Annotated in this window: 10 protein-coding genes; 8 read left to right on the top strand and 2 right to left on the bottom strand. The window is 25.7% G+C overall.

Going from position 1 to position 17,980, the window contains the following annotated elements; translation table 11 throughout:
* Together AWT72_RS05030 and AWT72_RS05025 are read left to right on the top strand one after the other, a co-directional pair.
* A partial coding sequence (locus AWT72_RS05030) for an OmpA family protein (RefSeq protein WP_156413084.1) occupies positions 1-1,006 on the top strand: 1,006 nt, incomplete at its 5' end.
* The gene (locus AWT72_RS05025) at positions 990-7,946 is read left to right on the top strand and encodes a BspA family leucine-rich repeat surface protein (protein WP_067141773.1); all 6,957 of its coding nucleotides are present in this window, start codon (positions 990-992) and stop codon (positions 7,944-7,946) included. The genes AWT72_RS05030 and AWT72_RS05025, both read left to right, overlap by 17 nt.
* 35 nt (positions 7,947-7,981) lie before the next feature.
* Here AWT72_RS05025 and AWT72_RS05020 read toward each other — a convergent pair whose 3' ends face one another.
* Positions 7,982-11,956: a hypothetical protein gene (locus tag AWT72_RS05020; protein WP_067141771.1), complete on the bottom strand. Its 3,975-nt coding sequence runs from the start codon at positions 11,954-11,956 to the stop codon at positions 7,982-7,984.
* A gap of 184 nt (positions 11,957-12,140) precedes the next feature.
* Between AWT72_RS05020 and AWT72_RS05015 the strand changes: the two genes are divergently transcribed.
* From AWT72_RS05015 to AWT72_RS04990, 6 genes are all read left to right on the top strand, one after another.
* Entirely contained in the window at positions 12,141-13,085 is a 945-nt protein-coding gene (locus AWT72_RS05015; RefSeq protein ID WP_067141767.1) for a polysaccharide deacetylase family protein, read from the top strand.
* A gap of 65 nt (positions 13,086-13,150) precedes the next feature.
* A complete protein-coding gene (locus AWT72_RS05010) occupies positions 13,151-13,558 on the top strand; it encodes a septal ring lytic transglycosylase RlpA family protein (RefSeq protein ID WP_067141764.1) in 408 nt (135 codons plus the stop codon).
* Positions 13,559-13,688: 130 nt separating this feature from the next.
* A complete protein-coding gene (locus AWT72_RS05005; RefSeq protein ID WP_067141761.1) occupies positions 13,689-14,255 on the top strand; it encodes a DUF1694 domain-containing protein in 567 nt (188 codons plus the stop codon).
* Positions 14,255-15,523, top strand: a complete 1,269-nt coding sequence (gene murA, locus AWT72_RS05000; protein WP_067141758.1) for a UDP-N-acetylglucosamine 1-carboxyvinyltransferase — start codon at positions 14,255-14,257, stop codon at positions 15,521-15,523. The genes AWT72_RS05005 and murA overlap by 1 nt, the downstream gene beginning before the upstream one ends.
* A 6-nt stretch (positions 15,524-15,529) precedes the next feature.
* Positions 15,530-16,231: a 23S rRNA (guanosine(2251)-2'-O)-methyltransferase RlmB gene (gene rlmB, locus AWT72_RS04995; RefSeq protein WP_067141755.1), complete on the top strand. Its 702-nt coding sequence runs from the start codon at positions 15,530-15,532 to the stop codon at positions 16,229-16,231.
* Positions 16,232-16,244: 13 nt separating this feature from the next.
* Positions 16,245-17,375: a tetratricopeptide repeat protein gene (locus tag AWT72_RS04990; protein ID WP_067141752.1), complete on the top strand. Its 1,131-nt coding sequence runs from the start codon at positions 16,245-16,247 to the stop codon at positions 17,373-17,375.
* Between the two features lie 316 nt (positions 17,376-17,691).
* Here AWT72_RS04990 and AWT72_RS04985 read toward each other — a convergent pair.
* A partial coding sequence (locus tag AWT72_RS04985) for a transposase (RefSeq protein ID WP_156413083.1) occupies positions 17,692-17,980 on the bottom strand: 289 nt, incomplete at its 5' end.

Below are 17,980 nucleotides of genomic sequence, written 5' to 3'. Positions count from 1 at the left end.
TTATAGAACTGAAAATAAAGATGGAACAGTATATTTTTTAGGTAGATTTGGTGGAGTTTATACAAATTTAAGAGATAGTATGGGTGTAGAGAGTATAAATGGTGGAGTATATTATGGTTTAGGTTTTGGTGGAAACTATAAGTATTTCACAACCGAATTAATATATGACGGAGCATATATTCCGCATCAAACAAAACAAGAAATAGAACATAAAATAGGACTAAGAATTGGAGTAAGATTAGGAGACTTTATTGAAGGATTTAAAGAAAAACCTAAACTTGAACCAGTAGTAGAAAAACAAGAAGTTATTGTTAAAAAGGAAGTAATTGTTAAAAAAGAAATTATAGAAAAACCAGTTATAAAATATGTGTATAAAGATACTCCTAGATTTAATGATTTAATAGTTAGAAAAAATCAAGTTTTAACTGTTAAAGAAGTAGAAAAACTAGTTGATAAAAATACTGTTCCAAAGGGAACTAAATATGAAATAATTGAAAATATAGACAATAAAAAATTAGGAGAACAAATACTTAAAGTTAAGGTAATATTCCCTGATAATACTAGTAGAAATGTAGATATAAAAGTTAATGTGGTTCCTGAACTATTACATGCAACTTGTAAAGATAATAAATGTATAATACAAGGATTTGGCTTTAATAAAACTATACCTAGTAGTAAAACACAAGAAAACATTAAAGAATTAGTTAATATAATAAATGATTATGCAGATGGTGGTCAAATTTTAGTAATAGGATTTACAGACAGTAAAGGTGAAGAAGAATATAACTATAATTTAGGGTATAAAAGAGCAATGTATATTGCTAAAAAATTAAAATCTAATGGCTTAAATAAAAATATCAAAATAAAATCAGTTGCTTCTGAAGGAGAATCAAATCCAATAGATAGCAATGAAACAGAAATAGGAAGATATAATAATAGACGTGTAGAATTTATTTTTGAAAAATTAGAAAATAAACAAGGGGTAAAAAATGATAAAAATAATTAAAAAGATTTTAATATTATTTTTAATATTTACAAATAGTTTAGTTTTTGCAGCTCTTTTACCAGAAACTCCTATAGGAGAAAATTCTAATAATGTAGTTATAAAAGAAATTGCGGGAAAAATTTATGAAATAAGCGGAAGTGGTAAGATTGATAAAAATAAATTTTGGAATGCCACTTCCAGTATAAAAAATGACAAAGATTATACTATAAAAATAAAAGATAATAATGTAAAATTTTCAGATGATTCTAAAAGTTTTTTTAGCGGGTATAAAACTAATTTTGATTTTCCAAATAACTTAGATACAAGTAATGTAACAAATATGAGTTCAATGTTTTATACAAGTAAAAACATACCTGATTTAAGTAATTGGGACACTTCAAAAGTAACTGATATGTCATATATGTTTAGTTATTCAGAAGCAGATGCAGATTTAAGTGGTTGGGATACAGCTAATGTTACTAATATGTCAAATATGTTTGCTAATTCTATAATGGATCCAGATGTAACAAATTGGAATGTATCTAAGGTAACAGATATGTCATATATGTTTCAAAATAATAAAAATGTTATATTAAAAGATAAAACGAAAAATTGGGATACAAGTAGTTTAACTAATGCGTCTGCTATGTTCTATAATACACAAAAGGCAAATCCTAATGTAAGTAATTGGAATATGTCTAAAGTAACAAATTTTAGTTATATGTTTGGTAATGCACCATCAGCAACACCTAATACTTCAAATTGGAATACAGATAGTGCTACTAATATGGCTTCTATGTTTCAAGGTGCAGTGGAAGCAGATCCAAATGTAAGTGGTTGGAATACTTCAAAGGTAACAAATATGAGTTCAATGTTTTATGGAGCAATAGAAGCAGACCCTGACGTAACAAATTGGGATACTTCAAAAGTAACAAATATGAATTCTATGTTTAGGGGAACAGAATCTGCTAGATTAGATGGTAATAAAACAAAAAATTGGGATACAAGCAGTGTTACAGACATGGAATATATGTTTTATTCAGCAAAAAGAGCTAATCCTAATACAAAAGATTGGGACACTTCAAAAGTAATAAATATGAGGGGTATGTTTGGTAATACAAGAGATGCTAATCCAGATACAAGTAATTGGAAAACAAATAATGTAACTAATATGTCATATATGTTTAGTAATGCTAAAAGTGCTAACCCAGATACAAGTAAATGGAATACAGTAAATGTAACTGATATGTCATATATGTTTAATGGTACTGAAAAAGCAAATCCAAATGTAACAGATTGGAACACAGCAAAAGTAACAAATATGACACATATGTTTAATGCTTCCGTTGCAGCAACATTAAGAAATGCTGATGGAACTTCAATGACAACAAATTGGAATGTATCGAAAGTAACAAGCATGCATCAAATGTTTTATGCAGCGCAAAAAGCAGATCCAGAAATAGGAAATTGGGATGCTAAAGAGTTAACAGATGCAGCACATATGTTTGCATTTACTAAAAAGGCAACTTTAAAAAATAGTGCTGGATTTAATACACCAAAATTAATACATGCACTTGCAATGTTTAATAATGCTGAAATTGCAGACCCAGATGTAACGAATTGGAAAATGGATAATGTAATTAGTATGGGTAGTATGTTTGCAAATACTAAAAAAGCAAATCCTAATGTTAGTAATTGGAAAACTTCAAATGTAACTGATATGTCGCTTATGTTTAATCTAGCAAAAGCAGCAACATTAAGAAATGATGATGGTAGTTCTATGACAACAAATTGGGATGTATCAAAAGTAACTACTATGAATCAAATGTTTTATGGAACAGAAAAAGCAGATCCAGAAATAGGAAATTGGAATGCTACTGAATTGACTGATGCTCAAAATATGTTTGGAAATGCAAAAGCAGCAACTCTAAAAAATAGTGCAGGCTTTAAGTCACCAAAACTAATAAATGCTTCTGCAATGTTTAGTAATGCTATAAAAGCAAATCCAGATACAAGTACTTGGACTATGGGAAATGTTACTGATATGAGTAATATGTTTGCTAATGCAGTTAGTGCAAATCCAAATGTAAGTGATTGGGACACAAAAAATTTAGTTAATGCACCTAATATGTTTCAAGGTGCTATAAAGGCAACTCCTGATATAAGAAAATGGAATGTAGCAAAACTTACAAATACTTATGCAATGTTTCATAATCATATTGATGGACATGGTGTAGATTTTAGTAAATTTAGAGAAATAAATGCTCCAACAACACATATAGGTATATTAAATCCCGATATTAACTTTATTATTCCAGCAACTTTTTTTAAAGGAAGTAATGCTGTTAGATTAGATCAAAATACTAATAAAGTTAGTATAAATATAGTAGATATTAGACCTTTATATGGGTTTAAAATAAGTAAGATAAAAAATGGTGTAGAAAAAAATATAAAAATAGCACCATATAATGCTTCAATAACTGCTGATTATGTTAAAAATCATTTTAAAAATAGTACAGAAGCTTTTGATCCAGATGCAGATTATAGAATAGAAAAACATGTTACTGCTTTGGTTTCACAAACTGCTGTAAAGGTATATCAAGAAGATGATATTACAGATGGTCAAGGTTATTTAAAAGATAAATATGTTAAACAAATTATTAGAAATTATAAAAATATGCCACAAGGAACTAAATATAAAGTTCCTAATAACTTAGATACGAGTAAGCATACTTATAATTTTAAAAACCCTAATGATCCTAATTCAATAAGAGAAGTTTTAATTGAAGTAGTTTATCCTAGTGATTTAAAAGAAGAAAGAAATGCTAAATTTATAATTTACCCTAATATCAGTTTAATTGATGACCCTAGTGGAAATACATTTGCTGACCCAGGGAGAACTCGTATAATATTTAATGCAACAAATAAGGCTGAAATAAAAATACCCGCACATAAAAATGAAGCAGATGAAAATATAGCAGAAAAAAAATCTGATTCATTCTCAGTTAATATTTATGTAGGTAATGATAACGATGGTGGAACTAAATTTTCTAAATTATATGCAAAAATGAAAGAAATAGGTGTAAGTTTAGAAGTAAAAGATTCTGCTAATAATAAATTTATATATTGGGAAGATATTAATTTAGATGAAGTAATAGGAATAAATGGAGATGCTCCTAATGTTCGTATTTTTAATAGAAAAGAAGTAGATAAATTAATAGCAGCTAGTGGAACAGGTAAAAATGAAATCATTTTAAAAGCAGTATTTTTATCTGCAGAGATTAATAAGATAAAACCATATATAGAAGGTGTAAGTTTTAGGACAAAAGTATTAGATATAACACCTAATCCAAATCATATAGATAAAATTGAATTTGATAGTAATGGTATAACTGGAATTACTTTATCAAAAGATGGAGTTTTAAGCGGGAAACCTTTAACTACTTGGGCTAATGATGATGAACTTACAAAAACAGTGGAAATGACAGTTAAATTAACTGCAGGTAAAGAAAATCCACAAACTATAACTAAAAAGATAAGTTTTACTCTATATAGAAATCAAGACCATGATAAAGGAGATACAGTTCCAGATATATTAGAAGTGGTTGATAATACTTTTAATATAGGAACTAAGAATATAAGTGGAGCTTTAAATAATACAGGTAAACACCCTAAATCTATAACTATTGATTTGGCTAATTTAGGAAATACTGAAAAAAATGCAAATAGAATAGTAGTTAAAACAGAAGCTATTAAATTAACAGCAGATAAGACAGACTTAGAAAATAATGCCTTATTTGTACTTGTTAAAAATAGACAAGGTGTTTGGAGTATTGCTGGAAATAATTCAGATTTTACATTGGAAAGCACGAATAATAAATTAGAAGTGAAACCAAAAGATTTTGATAGTTTACATAAAAAAGTTATATATGCTCATGCAGATAATAGATATAATAAAACAACGGATTTAGGAGCAAATTCTAATTCAGAACTATATGATATATATGCAAATAAACCAAAATTAGAACATGATAATGAATTAGTAGAAAAAGATGGTGCCAAAGGAATAGATAGAAAAGTAAAAATTTTAGCACCAGATAAAGATAGTACATCATATATACCAGGTTCTAAATTAGATAATGATTTTGTTAAATTAATTGTAAAAATAGGAACTGATAAAATTGTATTTATTAAAGATAAGGCAAAAGAATTTAGTAGTAATGGTGGTTGGACATTAGATAATAACTCTAACTCATATTCTGAATATAGTATAGAGAAAAAACAAAATGGAGAATTGAGATTAGTTTTACCAACTGATGAAAGTAAATTTGAAAAATTAGATGGTAAAAATATGACTGTACAATTTGAAGATAATAAATCAAATTTAAGTGAAGTGTCAGATATATTAGTCTTAAAAACAATATCAGATGCTAAAAAAGATAGAACAAGTAATCCAACTATATTAAATGAATTAACTTCTAAAACAATTTTAAATACTCCTATAAATGTATTTAAAATAGTTGATGAAAAAATAAAAGGATTAAATACATTAAACTATAATAGAAAATTATCATTTAAAACAATAGAAAATGATTTAAGAGTTCAAGATTCTGTAAGTGGGGAAGTAACTTATAAAAATATTAACAGTGAAAAAACTGAATTAATTTCAATAACATACCCTGATGGAAGTAGTAATATAGTAACGGTTAAAATAAAAGTATATAAACCTATATATTTAGAGCCTAAAATAGAAGTAATAGAAGGAAAAACACAAGCAGATTTAATAGAAGCTAAAAGTGGTCAAAATAAAATAACTACTATTAAATATAGAGTAGTTCCTAATATTACTAAAGATAATAAATTAGGAGAATATGAATTAATTCAAAATGGAGAACCTATTTATTTTAAAGGAATAGAAGGACAAAATAAAATAATTATTGATTCTAAATTAAATGGAATAAATAGTAATTTAAATTCTAATCCTAAAACTATTGATACAACTGTAGGTAAACAAGATAATACTTGGTGGGGTTCAACTTTTGAGAAAAAAGAAGTAAATATAGATATAAAAGTTTCTACAACTTATGAAAACTCTACTGTTATTAAAACTAATAAAGAGAGTATAAAATTCAATCTTTTAAGAGATACAGATGGAGATGGAGACCCAGATATTACAGATACAGATGATGATAATGACGGAATACCAGATACAAAAGAAAATGAAAGTGGAAATAATTCAAAAGACCCTAATAATTTTAAGAAATCTGATAAATACCCTTTAAATATTAGCGATAGTGAGTTTTTAAAGAGAGTATCAATTACTAAAAATTATGGGGAACAAGTTAATGCAGAAGATGTAAAAGAACTAATCATTAAAGAAAACTTATTGAAAAATAATCCTAATCCTAATGAGTGGGAAGTTATATTTTCTCCAAATGGATTAAATTTCCCAAAAACTAAATCAAAAGAAATAGGAGAATTTCCTATTGATATACTTATAAGATTTGATGATGATAGTCATATTGCTACTAAATTTAATTTAAAAGTAAAAGATGATGTAGCACCTAAAATTATACTAGATCCAAAAGATTTTAATAGAGAAATTGATGGATTGAAGGCTATTACATTAACAGAAGGTATAAAATATAATAAAGTATTAGTACAAAGTACAGATAATTCTGGAATACTTATCGAAAATAATATAATACAATTTAAGGTTGAAGGTAATTTACCAAATGGGATTAGTTTATCTGAACCAATGAATATACCTAATGGTTATAGTTATAATATAGAAGGTATACCTAAAATAAATGATTGGGGAAATGATACTAGAAAAACTTATCATTTAAAAGTTACAACAAAAGATATAGCAAACAATGAAGTTACTCAAGACATAGTTATAGTATTAAATAAAAATCAATTTGCAACAAAACCAGTTTATTTAAATGTTGGAGATGAAACTCCTAGTGCCTATGATTATGTATTAGATGCTAAATCTAGTATAGAATCAGGAACAGTTAAAGGTAAAGATAGTTTTAAATGGAATAAGGGTGTAATAGATACAAGTAAAGAAGGTGTATTTAAATATACAATAGTGGTTTCGCTAGCATCAGGAGATTTATTAGAATTAGAAACAGACGTATATGTTTATGATACAAAAAAAGTTAAAGATATATTAGATAAATTTAATTATGATGATACTGAAATAGTAAATAGATTTGATGAAAAATATTTTGTTAAATTTCATTTAGGGCCTATTATACCTATACTTGAAAAAGTTTTAACAGAAGGTAAGTTTGAACTTGAAAAATTAGTTTCAGGAGCAGAAATTGGTATAGGATTTACACCTATAAAAAATAATAAAGATTTTAAATTAATAACATTCTTAGAATATAATAATAGGCTAGTAAATCATATAACTTTAGGATTAGGAGTTAAAAATAATAATTTTAAAGGATTTGCAAGATATAGAGCATCATTACTAGCTAAAAATAAAGCAAATAATGAAAATTTAATTTTTATGAATCATGTAGATTTATATGCTAATTTTTATAAAGAATTTAAAGTAAAAGAGAAATTTTATTTCACGACATCACTTGGAGCATATTTAAGTGCTGGTGGTGGAAAAGCAACAAAAGACTTTTACGGTTATGATATTATAACTAAATTAGATACAGATGTTAAAATTGAATATAGAAATAAAGGGTTAAGCCTTTATGCAACACCAAAAATAATGGCAGGTTATAAACAATATATATATAATTATATTAGGACATCTAAAACTATAATTGAAAAACCAGATGGTTATTTCAAATATGAGTTTAAATTAGGAATGGACAAAGTGTTTAATAATAATATTAAATTGGGTGCTTCTGCAAAATATATAGGAGAATTAACGTTTACTGATAAAAAATATAACAATGTATTAGATTTTGAAATTCATACCTCTTATGCATGGTAATTAACCAAAAAAAGGACAAAATTGTCCTTTTTTTCTTACCATTTATATTTAAGATCTAAATGTAAATCTATTAATTTACTATTTTTAACATTGTTCCATAAAAATTTTATAGGTGCTCCAACTGTTGCATTTAAATCAAAGTTTTTCGTTATATTATAATTTAAAGTTATTTGAGGTTCTATAATGTGTTTTATATCCCATTTAGAACTAGCAAATAATTTAGTATCTCCAATAATTACATTTCCTATACTAGTATGTTTAATATTTAAAATATGACCTATACCCAAATTAATAATAGTTTTTTTGTTTCCTTTTAAGCCATAACCTAAATAATTTTCAGTATTAAAAGTTGTTTCTTTAACTGATAATGTTGCTTTTTTAACTGAATTTTTACTAATATTAGTTATTTTTGGAGAATTTAATGTAAGTTTTGCATTGTTTTTTACATTAGATTCATAATCATAACTAAAACAAGTTCCACTTGTACAATAATAGTAACCAGGTTTAAGTTTTTCTTTAAATGTTTTTATAACTTCTCCCGGAATATTATTACTATCTAATTCCCATGAATTACTAACTTTATAACCATTGCCCGCTTTAATTGCGTGTATAGATTCATGTGTAGTTCTCTTAGTATCTGTTTTAAAATTATTATAGATTGTAACTCTTATATCTTTATGGTTAAGGTTAGAATTTGAACTAATTTTAAGACCTGTTTTTTTGCCATAATTTACTTCTAATTTCAAATCAAATTCTCTTAATTTAACTTTTTTATTACTTACTACTGATTTTGTTACTGTATCTTTATATTTATTAACTTTACTTATATAGATATACTCATTAGGTGCATCTTTGGTTTTTGTATAACTCCAATAAATATAGTTTTTTGCATAATCTTCTAATGGTTTTTCAATAGTAAAATTCTTATCTTCTACTGTATCAGAAGTTTTTATTGTTGTTTCATTTGCATTTGCAATAGTAGAAGTTCCTTTAAATGAATATGTTAATTTACCTTTATCTTTTTTTGCTTCAATATATGGTGTAAATTTATATTTTAAATTATTTGAATCAAATTTGTAATCATCAGTTAATATTTGTTTTATATGATTATATTCACTTTCTTTTCTATTTTTTAATACATATAAAATAGATTTTTTTATATGATCTTCAAAATAGTCATTTTTAGTTTTTAAAACAGTTCTACCACCAATATTAAATATATTTTTTCCTTTATTAACAACACCAAGTTTAAGTGTATAATCTTTATCTTCTTTAGCTATTGCTATTTGTGGATTAACTTTGAAATTAAAGACTAATGGTCTTACTATAAAATCAAAATCAATTTTATTGTTTTTAGGATTTATACCATTTTTACCTTTTAAGTCTAGTTTTGCTACTCCAAAGTCAAATAACGCATTATATTTAAATAATTCATCAGCCTTTGTACTAAATTTTATATCTCCAGTCGAATCAAATTTAAATAAGTGTCTATCATCAAATAAAGAGTAGAAAATATCATGGCTATCTAATAAATATGTGGCTTTACCTGTATATATTGCATTAAATCCATCAAATTTATTATTTACCATACTTATAGGTATCTTTATTTCATGTGTTAATATTAAATTATCGCTAGGTCTAGCAGTTACAGCTATTTTAGGGTATATAATGTTATATATATTGTACCAACTACTTTGTGCAGCTTTTTCTTCTGTTTTAATGTAATCTGATGCGTTAATATTTCTTTTATCATTAGTATTTCCATTAGCTACTTCTTTATCAATTAAGACTTTTTCTGTTGTTTTTATAACATTTATAGATTTTCCATCTTTTCCTATGGGATTATTATCTTTATCTCTTATTGCTACATTTTTTTTATATTCTTTACCATTAATTATTAATTTTGGATTTTTAATATAACCAAATTCACCTATATGACCTAATCCTAATTCTACATTAACATTATGTGGTGCACTTATATTAAATCCTAAATAGTTATCTGTTTTAATATCGTACATACTGTATTCTAATAAAGTATTTTGTTTTTTAAATGTATTAAATGATTTTACCAACTCTGTATTAGAATTAAATATTACTATGTCGTTATGAACATTTAAGTTTAATCCTAACTTATTTTTTGTCTTGCTATACTCATATTTATTGTTTTTGATATATAGTTTTTCATTTGAGTTTGCAAAGAATTTTATTAAAAGATTTTTATTTCTATAACCTGTTTCAAGTGTAAAAAGCTCTTTGCCCATTTTAGTGGCAGGTAAATTTTCAATATCTTTAACAAGCTCTTTTAAAACCTTATGTGTTTCAAATTTATTTTTGTCTTTTTCACTTCTATGTAAATATATTCCTCTTAACATATCGATTCCATTCATTTCATAAGGGTTAGAATATAGGTTATCACGAAGTGAATTTAATCCACCACCAACAATAGCTAATCCATTACCAACTATGTTTTCTCCTTTTGAAAGTTGTTTAAGAATATCAATAGCTTTTTTGTGAGTTTCGAATAATTCTTCTGCTATATATTTTTTAGCATCACTGCCGACAGAATGTTTTTTATCTATTTTTTCGTATTTTCCACTTAAATCTACAATTCTAGTTCCACCAGAACCACTGCCAGAACTGCTACCACTATTAGATGAGTTTGGTTTATGGTTTAATGGAGTTGTTGTTTCACCTAGCATTTGAGCTTTTGTTAAACCATCATAAAATAAAGCATTAGGACTTAATCCACTAGATGTAAAATCTTTAATATTAAAAGGTTTATTTCTTCTAGGTAGTAAATTTATAAAATCATCAGGAATTTGATTCCATATACCAATAGAAGAATAATTTGAATCAGGGTCAAATCCTACTCTTTCATACATATCTGTGACTATATCTTTAACCAAATCATTAGCTAAATTATCTAATTTAGCATTACCTAATCTTGTTATAAGGGAAAGATTAGGTAATAAATTATGTCCTGTAATATAGTCTATACCTTCTTTTAATATGCCATATTTTGGATTACTTGAAAGTATTTTATCAGTTGTTTGTAAAGCATATTTTATTGGGAAATCCCCGTATAATGAACCTGAGTATAGTCCTAAAATTCTACTAGTTCCTTTATAACCTGAAACTTCTGCTTTTTCTAAATCTGCTTTATCTGTTTCATAGTTATAATTTTTGTCAGGGTCCTTTTTTAATGTCCATTTTTTAAAATATTCAATTTTGTTATAACCTGGAGCTGTTGCACTAAGATTTAATATTTCATCTTTAACATATATTTTTTTTGTATCTTCGTTATAAATTCTTGAATAACCTAAGTTTAAGAAAAATCCATCTTTTTGTATTCTAAGTGTAGGTCCTAAATGAACATATTTATCTTTTCCTTTTACATCAAATGATACACTTGCAACACTATCAGGTAAAGGGTTTAGACTAAATCCATAATTTACTACTTTATTTTCAATTTCTTCGGTATCAAATTTATCAAGACCATATTTTTTATCTGTTTCACCTCTAACATAAGAATAAATATAACCACTTAAATATTTATTATTAGAATTTATTCCTAATTTTAATCTATTTATCTCATCATTATCTCTAACAGAAGCTCTTGATTGGAAATAAGCACTAAGTCCAAAATAATCTTCTGAAATTTTAACATCAAGAGTTTTATAGAACTTGACTTTTTTACCTAAATGTTTAGCCACTAAAAATAAATCTCTTTTTGTAGGGTTAAGAATTGGTTGATATAAATTACTGCTACCAGGACTTGGCGATGGAGCAGGGTTAGGACTAGGATTGTTATTTATTTTTTCATAATCTGGATGTTTTTTTGAACTAGTTAATTTAAGTATGGGAGGAATATGCTCTATGATGCTATTTATATTATCTACTCCAAGAGAACTTTCAACTCCCATAGAAATTTCTGTTTTAAATCCTTTTTTGGCTAAACTTATTTGAGTAGCTAAAAAAATAAGTATTAAAACCTTTTTATATTTCTTCATATTAATCTCACTTTCTATATTTTATTTATTATATAACATTAAATAAAAAAAAACAAATTATTAACATTTGAATATTTTTATTTTTTAAATGATTTAAAATATTGCAATAAATGCTGTAAAATGATAAAATACGAAAGTAAATTTATTGTTAAATAAATTAAATTAAATATATAAAGAGGTAAAAATGAGAAAAACCAGTAAATTACTTATAACATTATATTTTTTTTCAAATATAATTTTTTCAAATAATTTTGGAGTTATACGCGGAACAGATAAAGTCTTATATTACTCACACGAAAAAAATAAGATATTAGAAAAAGATGATATATTAAGAGTAAGACATAAAAAAATATTAGAAGAATTAGGTTATGATATAGAAAATGTTAATTTAGATGTATTTTTGATTGAAGATGGAAATATAATTTTTGGGGATGAAAAAAAGATTATAGTTAATATAGAAGAAAATAAAGTTCTTTTTAAAGCTAATTCGGGATTTCCATCTATTTATGAAGGAGAAAAATTAACGCCAAGAAAAAGACCTATAAATATGGAGAAAAAACATATTGCATTTACCTTTGATGATGGACCTTTAAATGAATATCACGAACTAATTAGAGAATTATTTAAAGATGAAGATTTAGCGACTTTTTGTGTTGTAGGAAGAAATGTAAAAAGACATAAAGAAATGTTAAAAAAAACATATCTAGAAGGACATGAGATAGTAAACCATACATATAATCATCCTAATTTAACATTAATAAACAGTAAGACTAGATGGAAAGAAATATTTGAAACAGATAATGAAATAATGAAATTAACAGGAGAAGATGCAGAGTATTTAAGACCACCATACGGAGTTTTTAATAAACAAATAACAAAAGAATTAAACGGTAAATTAGCTTTATGGAATGTTGACAGTTTAGATTGGAGATATAGAAATAAAGATTTAATAATAGCGCATATTAAAAAGGATTTAAAAGATAAAAATATAGTTTTATTTCACGATTTATTTGAATCGAGTTACTTAGCAGTAAAAGAACTTATTCCTGAATTGAAAAAACAAGGTTATCAATTTGTAACATACAGTGAAATGATGGAAATAAGAAAAAACAAGAAAGTTGTAGAGTAGTTAAATTTGACAAATGTAAGCCTGTATGTTAAAATTCTTTATGTAATTTAAAGAATGGAGGATATATGAAGAATAAAATATTAATATTAATATCATTAATATTTGTGTTTAATGTATTTGGAGGAATATCAACTGATAAGATAGTAAAAAAAGCAACAATAGAATCTATTAAATTTTATCAAAAAGGAATTGCATCATTTTATGGGAAGCGTTGGAATGGAAGAAAAACAGCAAATGGTGAGATTTTTAATACAGAAAAATTAACGGCAGCACATAAAAAATTACCATTTGGGACATGGGTTAAAGTAACTAATTTAGCTAATGGTAAATCTGTAAATGTAAGGATTAATGATAGAGGACCGTTTCATAAACATAGAGTAATTGATTTAACGGCAGCAGCATTTAGAAAAATAGAAGATGTTGAAAAAGGAATAACTAAGGTTAAAATTGAGGTAATTAAAATAAAAAGATAAAAGAGTTCTCTTAAAATTATAAATAAAGAGAATTTTTTTATATAAAATTTAATTTATTAAAGCCACTATAAACAAAGAATTGTTATAGTAATATATTGCAATAAATTCTATAAAGTGTTAAAATTAGGTTATGGAAAATTTAGATAATGACATATTAAAAAAAGTTGAGAAACAAAAAGACAGAGTAATTTCAGCTATGGCTGAGAGAAGTAGATATTTAGGCATATATAGAGAAAGAGTGATATTAGCATTAACAAGAGAGGAAGTTGAAGAAAAGTACATATACAAAGAAGTTAAAAGAGCTTTGGAAGATAGAAATGCAATACAAATGACTCTTGCAAGAACGGTAGAACTTAAATATTTAAAAAAATACATGAAAATGGCAGAAGAATGTGATATAAATTGTAAATTAGTTGATGGTTTATCATATGTAGGAGATATAGCCTTGGTTATATCTGCAAAAGATGCGATTAACTTAAAAGAAAATCCCATAGTAGTATCACATTTAGAACAAATTAGAAATAAGGGCTTAGAAGATGTATATTATGAAAGTTTAGGGAAAAAAATCAGTTCTAAATATATGGCTATTATTAAAGAAAAATTGCCAGATTTAGCTGATGAGTATGAGGAAATAACATTTTTTGATAAGCTTTTAGGAACAGAGTGTCCTATTGAAAAGAAATTAGGAGTGAAGTAATGGTTGATGGTTTTGTAATAACAGGCGGAAATGAATTAAATGGAGAAATAGTTGTAAGTGGTGCTAAAAATGCAGCCTTACCAATAATAATAGCAACTCTTATAGAAAAAGGAGAGTATACTTTAAATAATGTACCTAATTTATCTGATATTAGAGTATTATTTAAATTATTAGGTGATTTAGGTTTAAAAATTAATAAATTAGGAGATAACTCATATCAAATAATAAATGAAGGTATAAAAAAGAATAAAGCGGAATATGATATAGTAAAAAAAATGAGGGCATCATTTTTAGTAATGGGTCCTATGATAGCAAACTTGGAAGAAGCTATTGTTTCATTACCAGGTGGGTGTAGTATAGGAAGTAGACCAGTAGACATACATTTAGATGCTTTTGAAAAATTAGGAGTTGAGATTAAGCAAGAACATGGTTATGTTTATACTAAATCAAAAAATCTAAAAGGAACTGACTTAATATTAAATTTTCCATCAGTAGGAGCAACACAAAATATTCTAATAGCAGCAACTAAAATAAAAGGAATTACAAAAATAATAAATGCAGCAAAAGAACCTGAAATTGTAGATTTGGGGAAATTTTTAATTAAAATGGGTGCAAAAATTACAGGACTTGGGACTAACGAGATAGTTGTTGAAGGAGTAGATAAATTAAATTCTTGTGAATATAGTGTAATGTCTGATAGAATAGAAGCAGGGACATATGTAATAGCTTCAATAGTTACAAAAGGAAATTTTGTAATAAAAAATGCTAATATAGAAGAACTAGGATTATTCAAAGCTATGCTAGAAAGTATGGGAGTTAAATTTGAAAAAAATAAAGATACATTAAAAGTTATAGGAAAAGTAAAAGATTTAAAACCTAGAAATATAACTACTATGCCTCATCCAGGATTTCCTACAGATATGCAGGCACAAATGATGCTACTATTATCTTTAGTTAAAGGAAGTAGTCAAGTTGAAGAAACTGTATTTGAGAATAGATTTATGCATGTGGCAGAATTTAATAGAATGGGTACAAATATAAAGGTACAACATTCAGTAGCTCATATAGAGGGAGTAGACTCATTAGAAGGAGCAGAAGTTATGGCTTCTGATTTGAGAGCAGGAGCAGCATTAGTATTAGCTGGTTTAGTTGCTAATGGAGAAACGAGACTTAATAGAATATATCATGTAGATAGAGGTTATGATAAACTAGAAGAAAAGTTGATAAAATTAGGTGCAAATATTAAAAGAGAAAAATTTGAATTGTAGGTAAAAATGGAAAAAATAATAGGAATAAATCCAGTTTTTGAAGCTTTAAAATCAGAACAAAGCATAGAAAAATTAGAAATATTTAAAGGTGTAAAAAAAGAGAATATTAAGCATGTACTTAAACTAGCAAGTTCAAAAAACATTAAAGTATTTTACACTGATAAAAGAGAAAATAATTCACAAGGAATAGTAGCATATTTAGCAAGTTATGACTGCTATAAGACATTAGAAGAATTTTTAGAAACAGAATTAGTTAAGGAAAAATCTACTATAATGATATTAGATCAAATACAAGATCCAAGGAACTTTGGAGCAATTATTAGATCTTGTGAATGTTTTGGCGTTAAAGGGATAATAATACAAGATAGAAACAGTGTTAAGGTAACTGAAACGGTTGTTAAGTCATCTGCTGGTGCTATCCAATATGTAGATATTATAAAAGTTACCAATATATCAGATACTATAGATAAACTTAAAAAGTATGGTTATTTTGTATATGGTACGTCATCATATGCTGATACTTTATATAATAAAATAGAATATGCAAATAAAACAGCATTAGTTTTAGGAAATGAAGGAACAGGTATGAGAAAAAAAGTAGGAGAACATTGCGATAAAAATATAAAGATACACTTAAAAGGAGAAATAAATTCATTAAATGTATCAGTTGCAGCGGGTATACTGCTTTCAGAAATTACGAAAATATAATCTAGGAGGAAATATGAAAAAAATTATTACATTATCAGCTTTAATAATAAGCATGATAACATTAGCTGGACCTAAGGCGGATTTAGAAAAAGCACAAAAATTATTGAATGAAAGAAAAGAAAAAGAAGCAATTGAAGTTTTAAAAAGAAGTAAAATGGCTAAAGGAGAAGAAGCAGAATATGAATTAATTAATGCTAATATAGCATTGTATTATTTAGCAAATAAAGATGAAGCATCGGCAATGAAATATTTTAAAAAAGTTAGTGATGATGAAAAATCAAGAACTGATACTAGTAAATCAGCAGATGGTTATTTAGTACAATTATCTAAAAATAATAAAGATAAAATAAAATACTTAACTAGATTATCTAATAGATTTGATGATAAAGATTTAGATATTTTATCTAGTTTAGCATACTTACATATAACTGAAAAAAATACTAGAGAAGTAGATAAAATATTTGCAGATGCTAAAAAAGTAAAACTTGATGGTTTCTATGATTATCTACATTTATTAACTGGTCAAAAGTTATTAGTAGATGATTATAATAAAGCGGATTACTATATTAAAAAAGCTTTAAAATCTAAAGATAAATCAATAGTAGCTAATACTCATTTCTTACTTGGTGTTTATCATTTTGATAAAAAAGATATGAATAAAGCTAAAAAAGAATTAATGGAAGCAGAAAAACTTACACCAAATGACACTAATTTATTATATAGAATAGCAAATGTATATAAGGCATTAGGAGATAATAATACAAGTTATGAATATTTAAAGAAAGCATATGTTAAATCTCGTCAAGAAAAACAAGTAATATTAGAATTAATAATTAATAGTTATAAGAGAAAAGATACAAAAGATGAAAATAAGTGGGTAGGTGTGTTAAGAAACTTAGATAAAAATTTTGTAGACTTAGCATTAGCTGAAATATTTATGCAAGCAGGAGAAATTGAATTAGCAGAAAAGTATGCTTTATTAGCAGTTAAAAAAGATATAGATGCAAACTTCTTATTAGCATATATTTCTATACAAAAAGGCGATAAAAAATCAGCTGAAAAATACGCTACAAATTCTTTAAAGAGTAAAGTATTTGGAGAAAAAGCAAAACAATTATTAGAAGAAATAAAGAAAATAAAATAAAAAATTGGAGCAAATATTATTTGCTCTCTTTTTTTCCTAAAAATATTGATTTTAATGATTATATTTAATTGACATTTAAAAAAAAATCAGTATAATGTTTATGGTAAAAAAAGATTAATAAAAAAATTATATTTTTTTGCAGATATTAAATATGCTGAAAGTATAATTTTTTATCTTTTTAAAATATCTAAACATTAGGAGACCAACTATGATTTGTCAAGTATAAAATAAAAAATAAATAGTTGGATAAGTAATTGGATTTTTGTATCACAAAAATAGTAGTAATCTACTTAATTTTAAAAATTCAAATAATTATCTATTTAAGATAATTTGTATCAAAAGATATATTATCTTTCAAAAGTTTGTAAATAATACGAACAAGTTTAGATGCTAAATGTCCTAAGACATTGTAATGTCTTTTACCTTGATTTATCTTTAATCTGTAATATTTCGCAAATATGTCATTGTTAAGCGATAACTGCCAAGCAGTATTAATTAAAGTATATCTAAGGAGTTTAGAACCACGTTTAGACATTCTAGTTTGTGGAGCATTAAAGTTACCTGATTGTTTTACAACAGGATCAAGTGCACAAAAAGCAAATAAT

Source organism: Oceanivirga salmonicida (assembly GCF_001517915.1).
Taxonomy (GTDB): domain Bacteria; phylum Fusobacteriota; class Fusobacteriia; order Fusobacteriales; family Leptotrichiaceae; genus Oceanivirga; species Oceanivirga salmonicida.
Note: the sequence above shows the minus strand (reverse complement) of the source record. Positions and strands in the feature narration are given on the sequence as shown.

Excerpts from the sequence above, each read along its gene's own strand:
- rlmB (WP_067141755.1), top strand. The coding sequence starts at position 15,530 with ATGGAAAAAATAATAGGAATAAATCCAGTTTTTGAAGCTTTAAAATCA.
- AWT72_RS05020 (WP_067141771.1), bottom strand. The coding sequence starts at position 11,956 with ATGAAGAAATATAAAAAGGTTTTAATACTTATTTTTTTAGCTACTCAA.
- AWT72_RS05015 (WP_067141767.1), top strand. The coding sequence starts at position 12,141 with ATGAGAAAAACCAGTAAATTACTTATAACATTATATTTTTTTTCAAAT.
- AWT72_RS05005 (WP_067141761.1), top strand. The coding sequence starts at position 13,689 with ATGGAAAATTTAGATAATGACATATTAAAAAAAGTTGAGAAACAAAAA.
- AWT72_RS05025 (WP_067141773.1), top strand. The coding sequence starts at position 990 with ATGATAAAAATAATTAAAAAGATTTTAATATTATTTTTAATATTTACA.
- AWT72_RS05010 (WP_067141764.1), top strand. The coding sequence starts at position 13,151 with ATGAAGAATAAAATATTAATATTAATATCATTAATATTTGTGTTTAAT.
- AWT72_RS04990 (WP_067141752.1), top strand. The coding sequence starts at position 16,245 with ATGAAAAAAATTATTACATTATCAGCTTTAATAATAAGCATGATAACA.
- murA (WP_067141758.1), top strand. The coding sequence starts at position 14,255 with ATGGTTGATGGTTTTGTAATAACAGGCGGAAATGAATTAAATGGAGAA.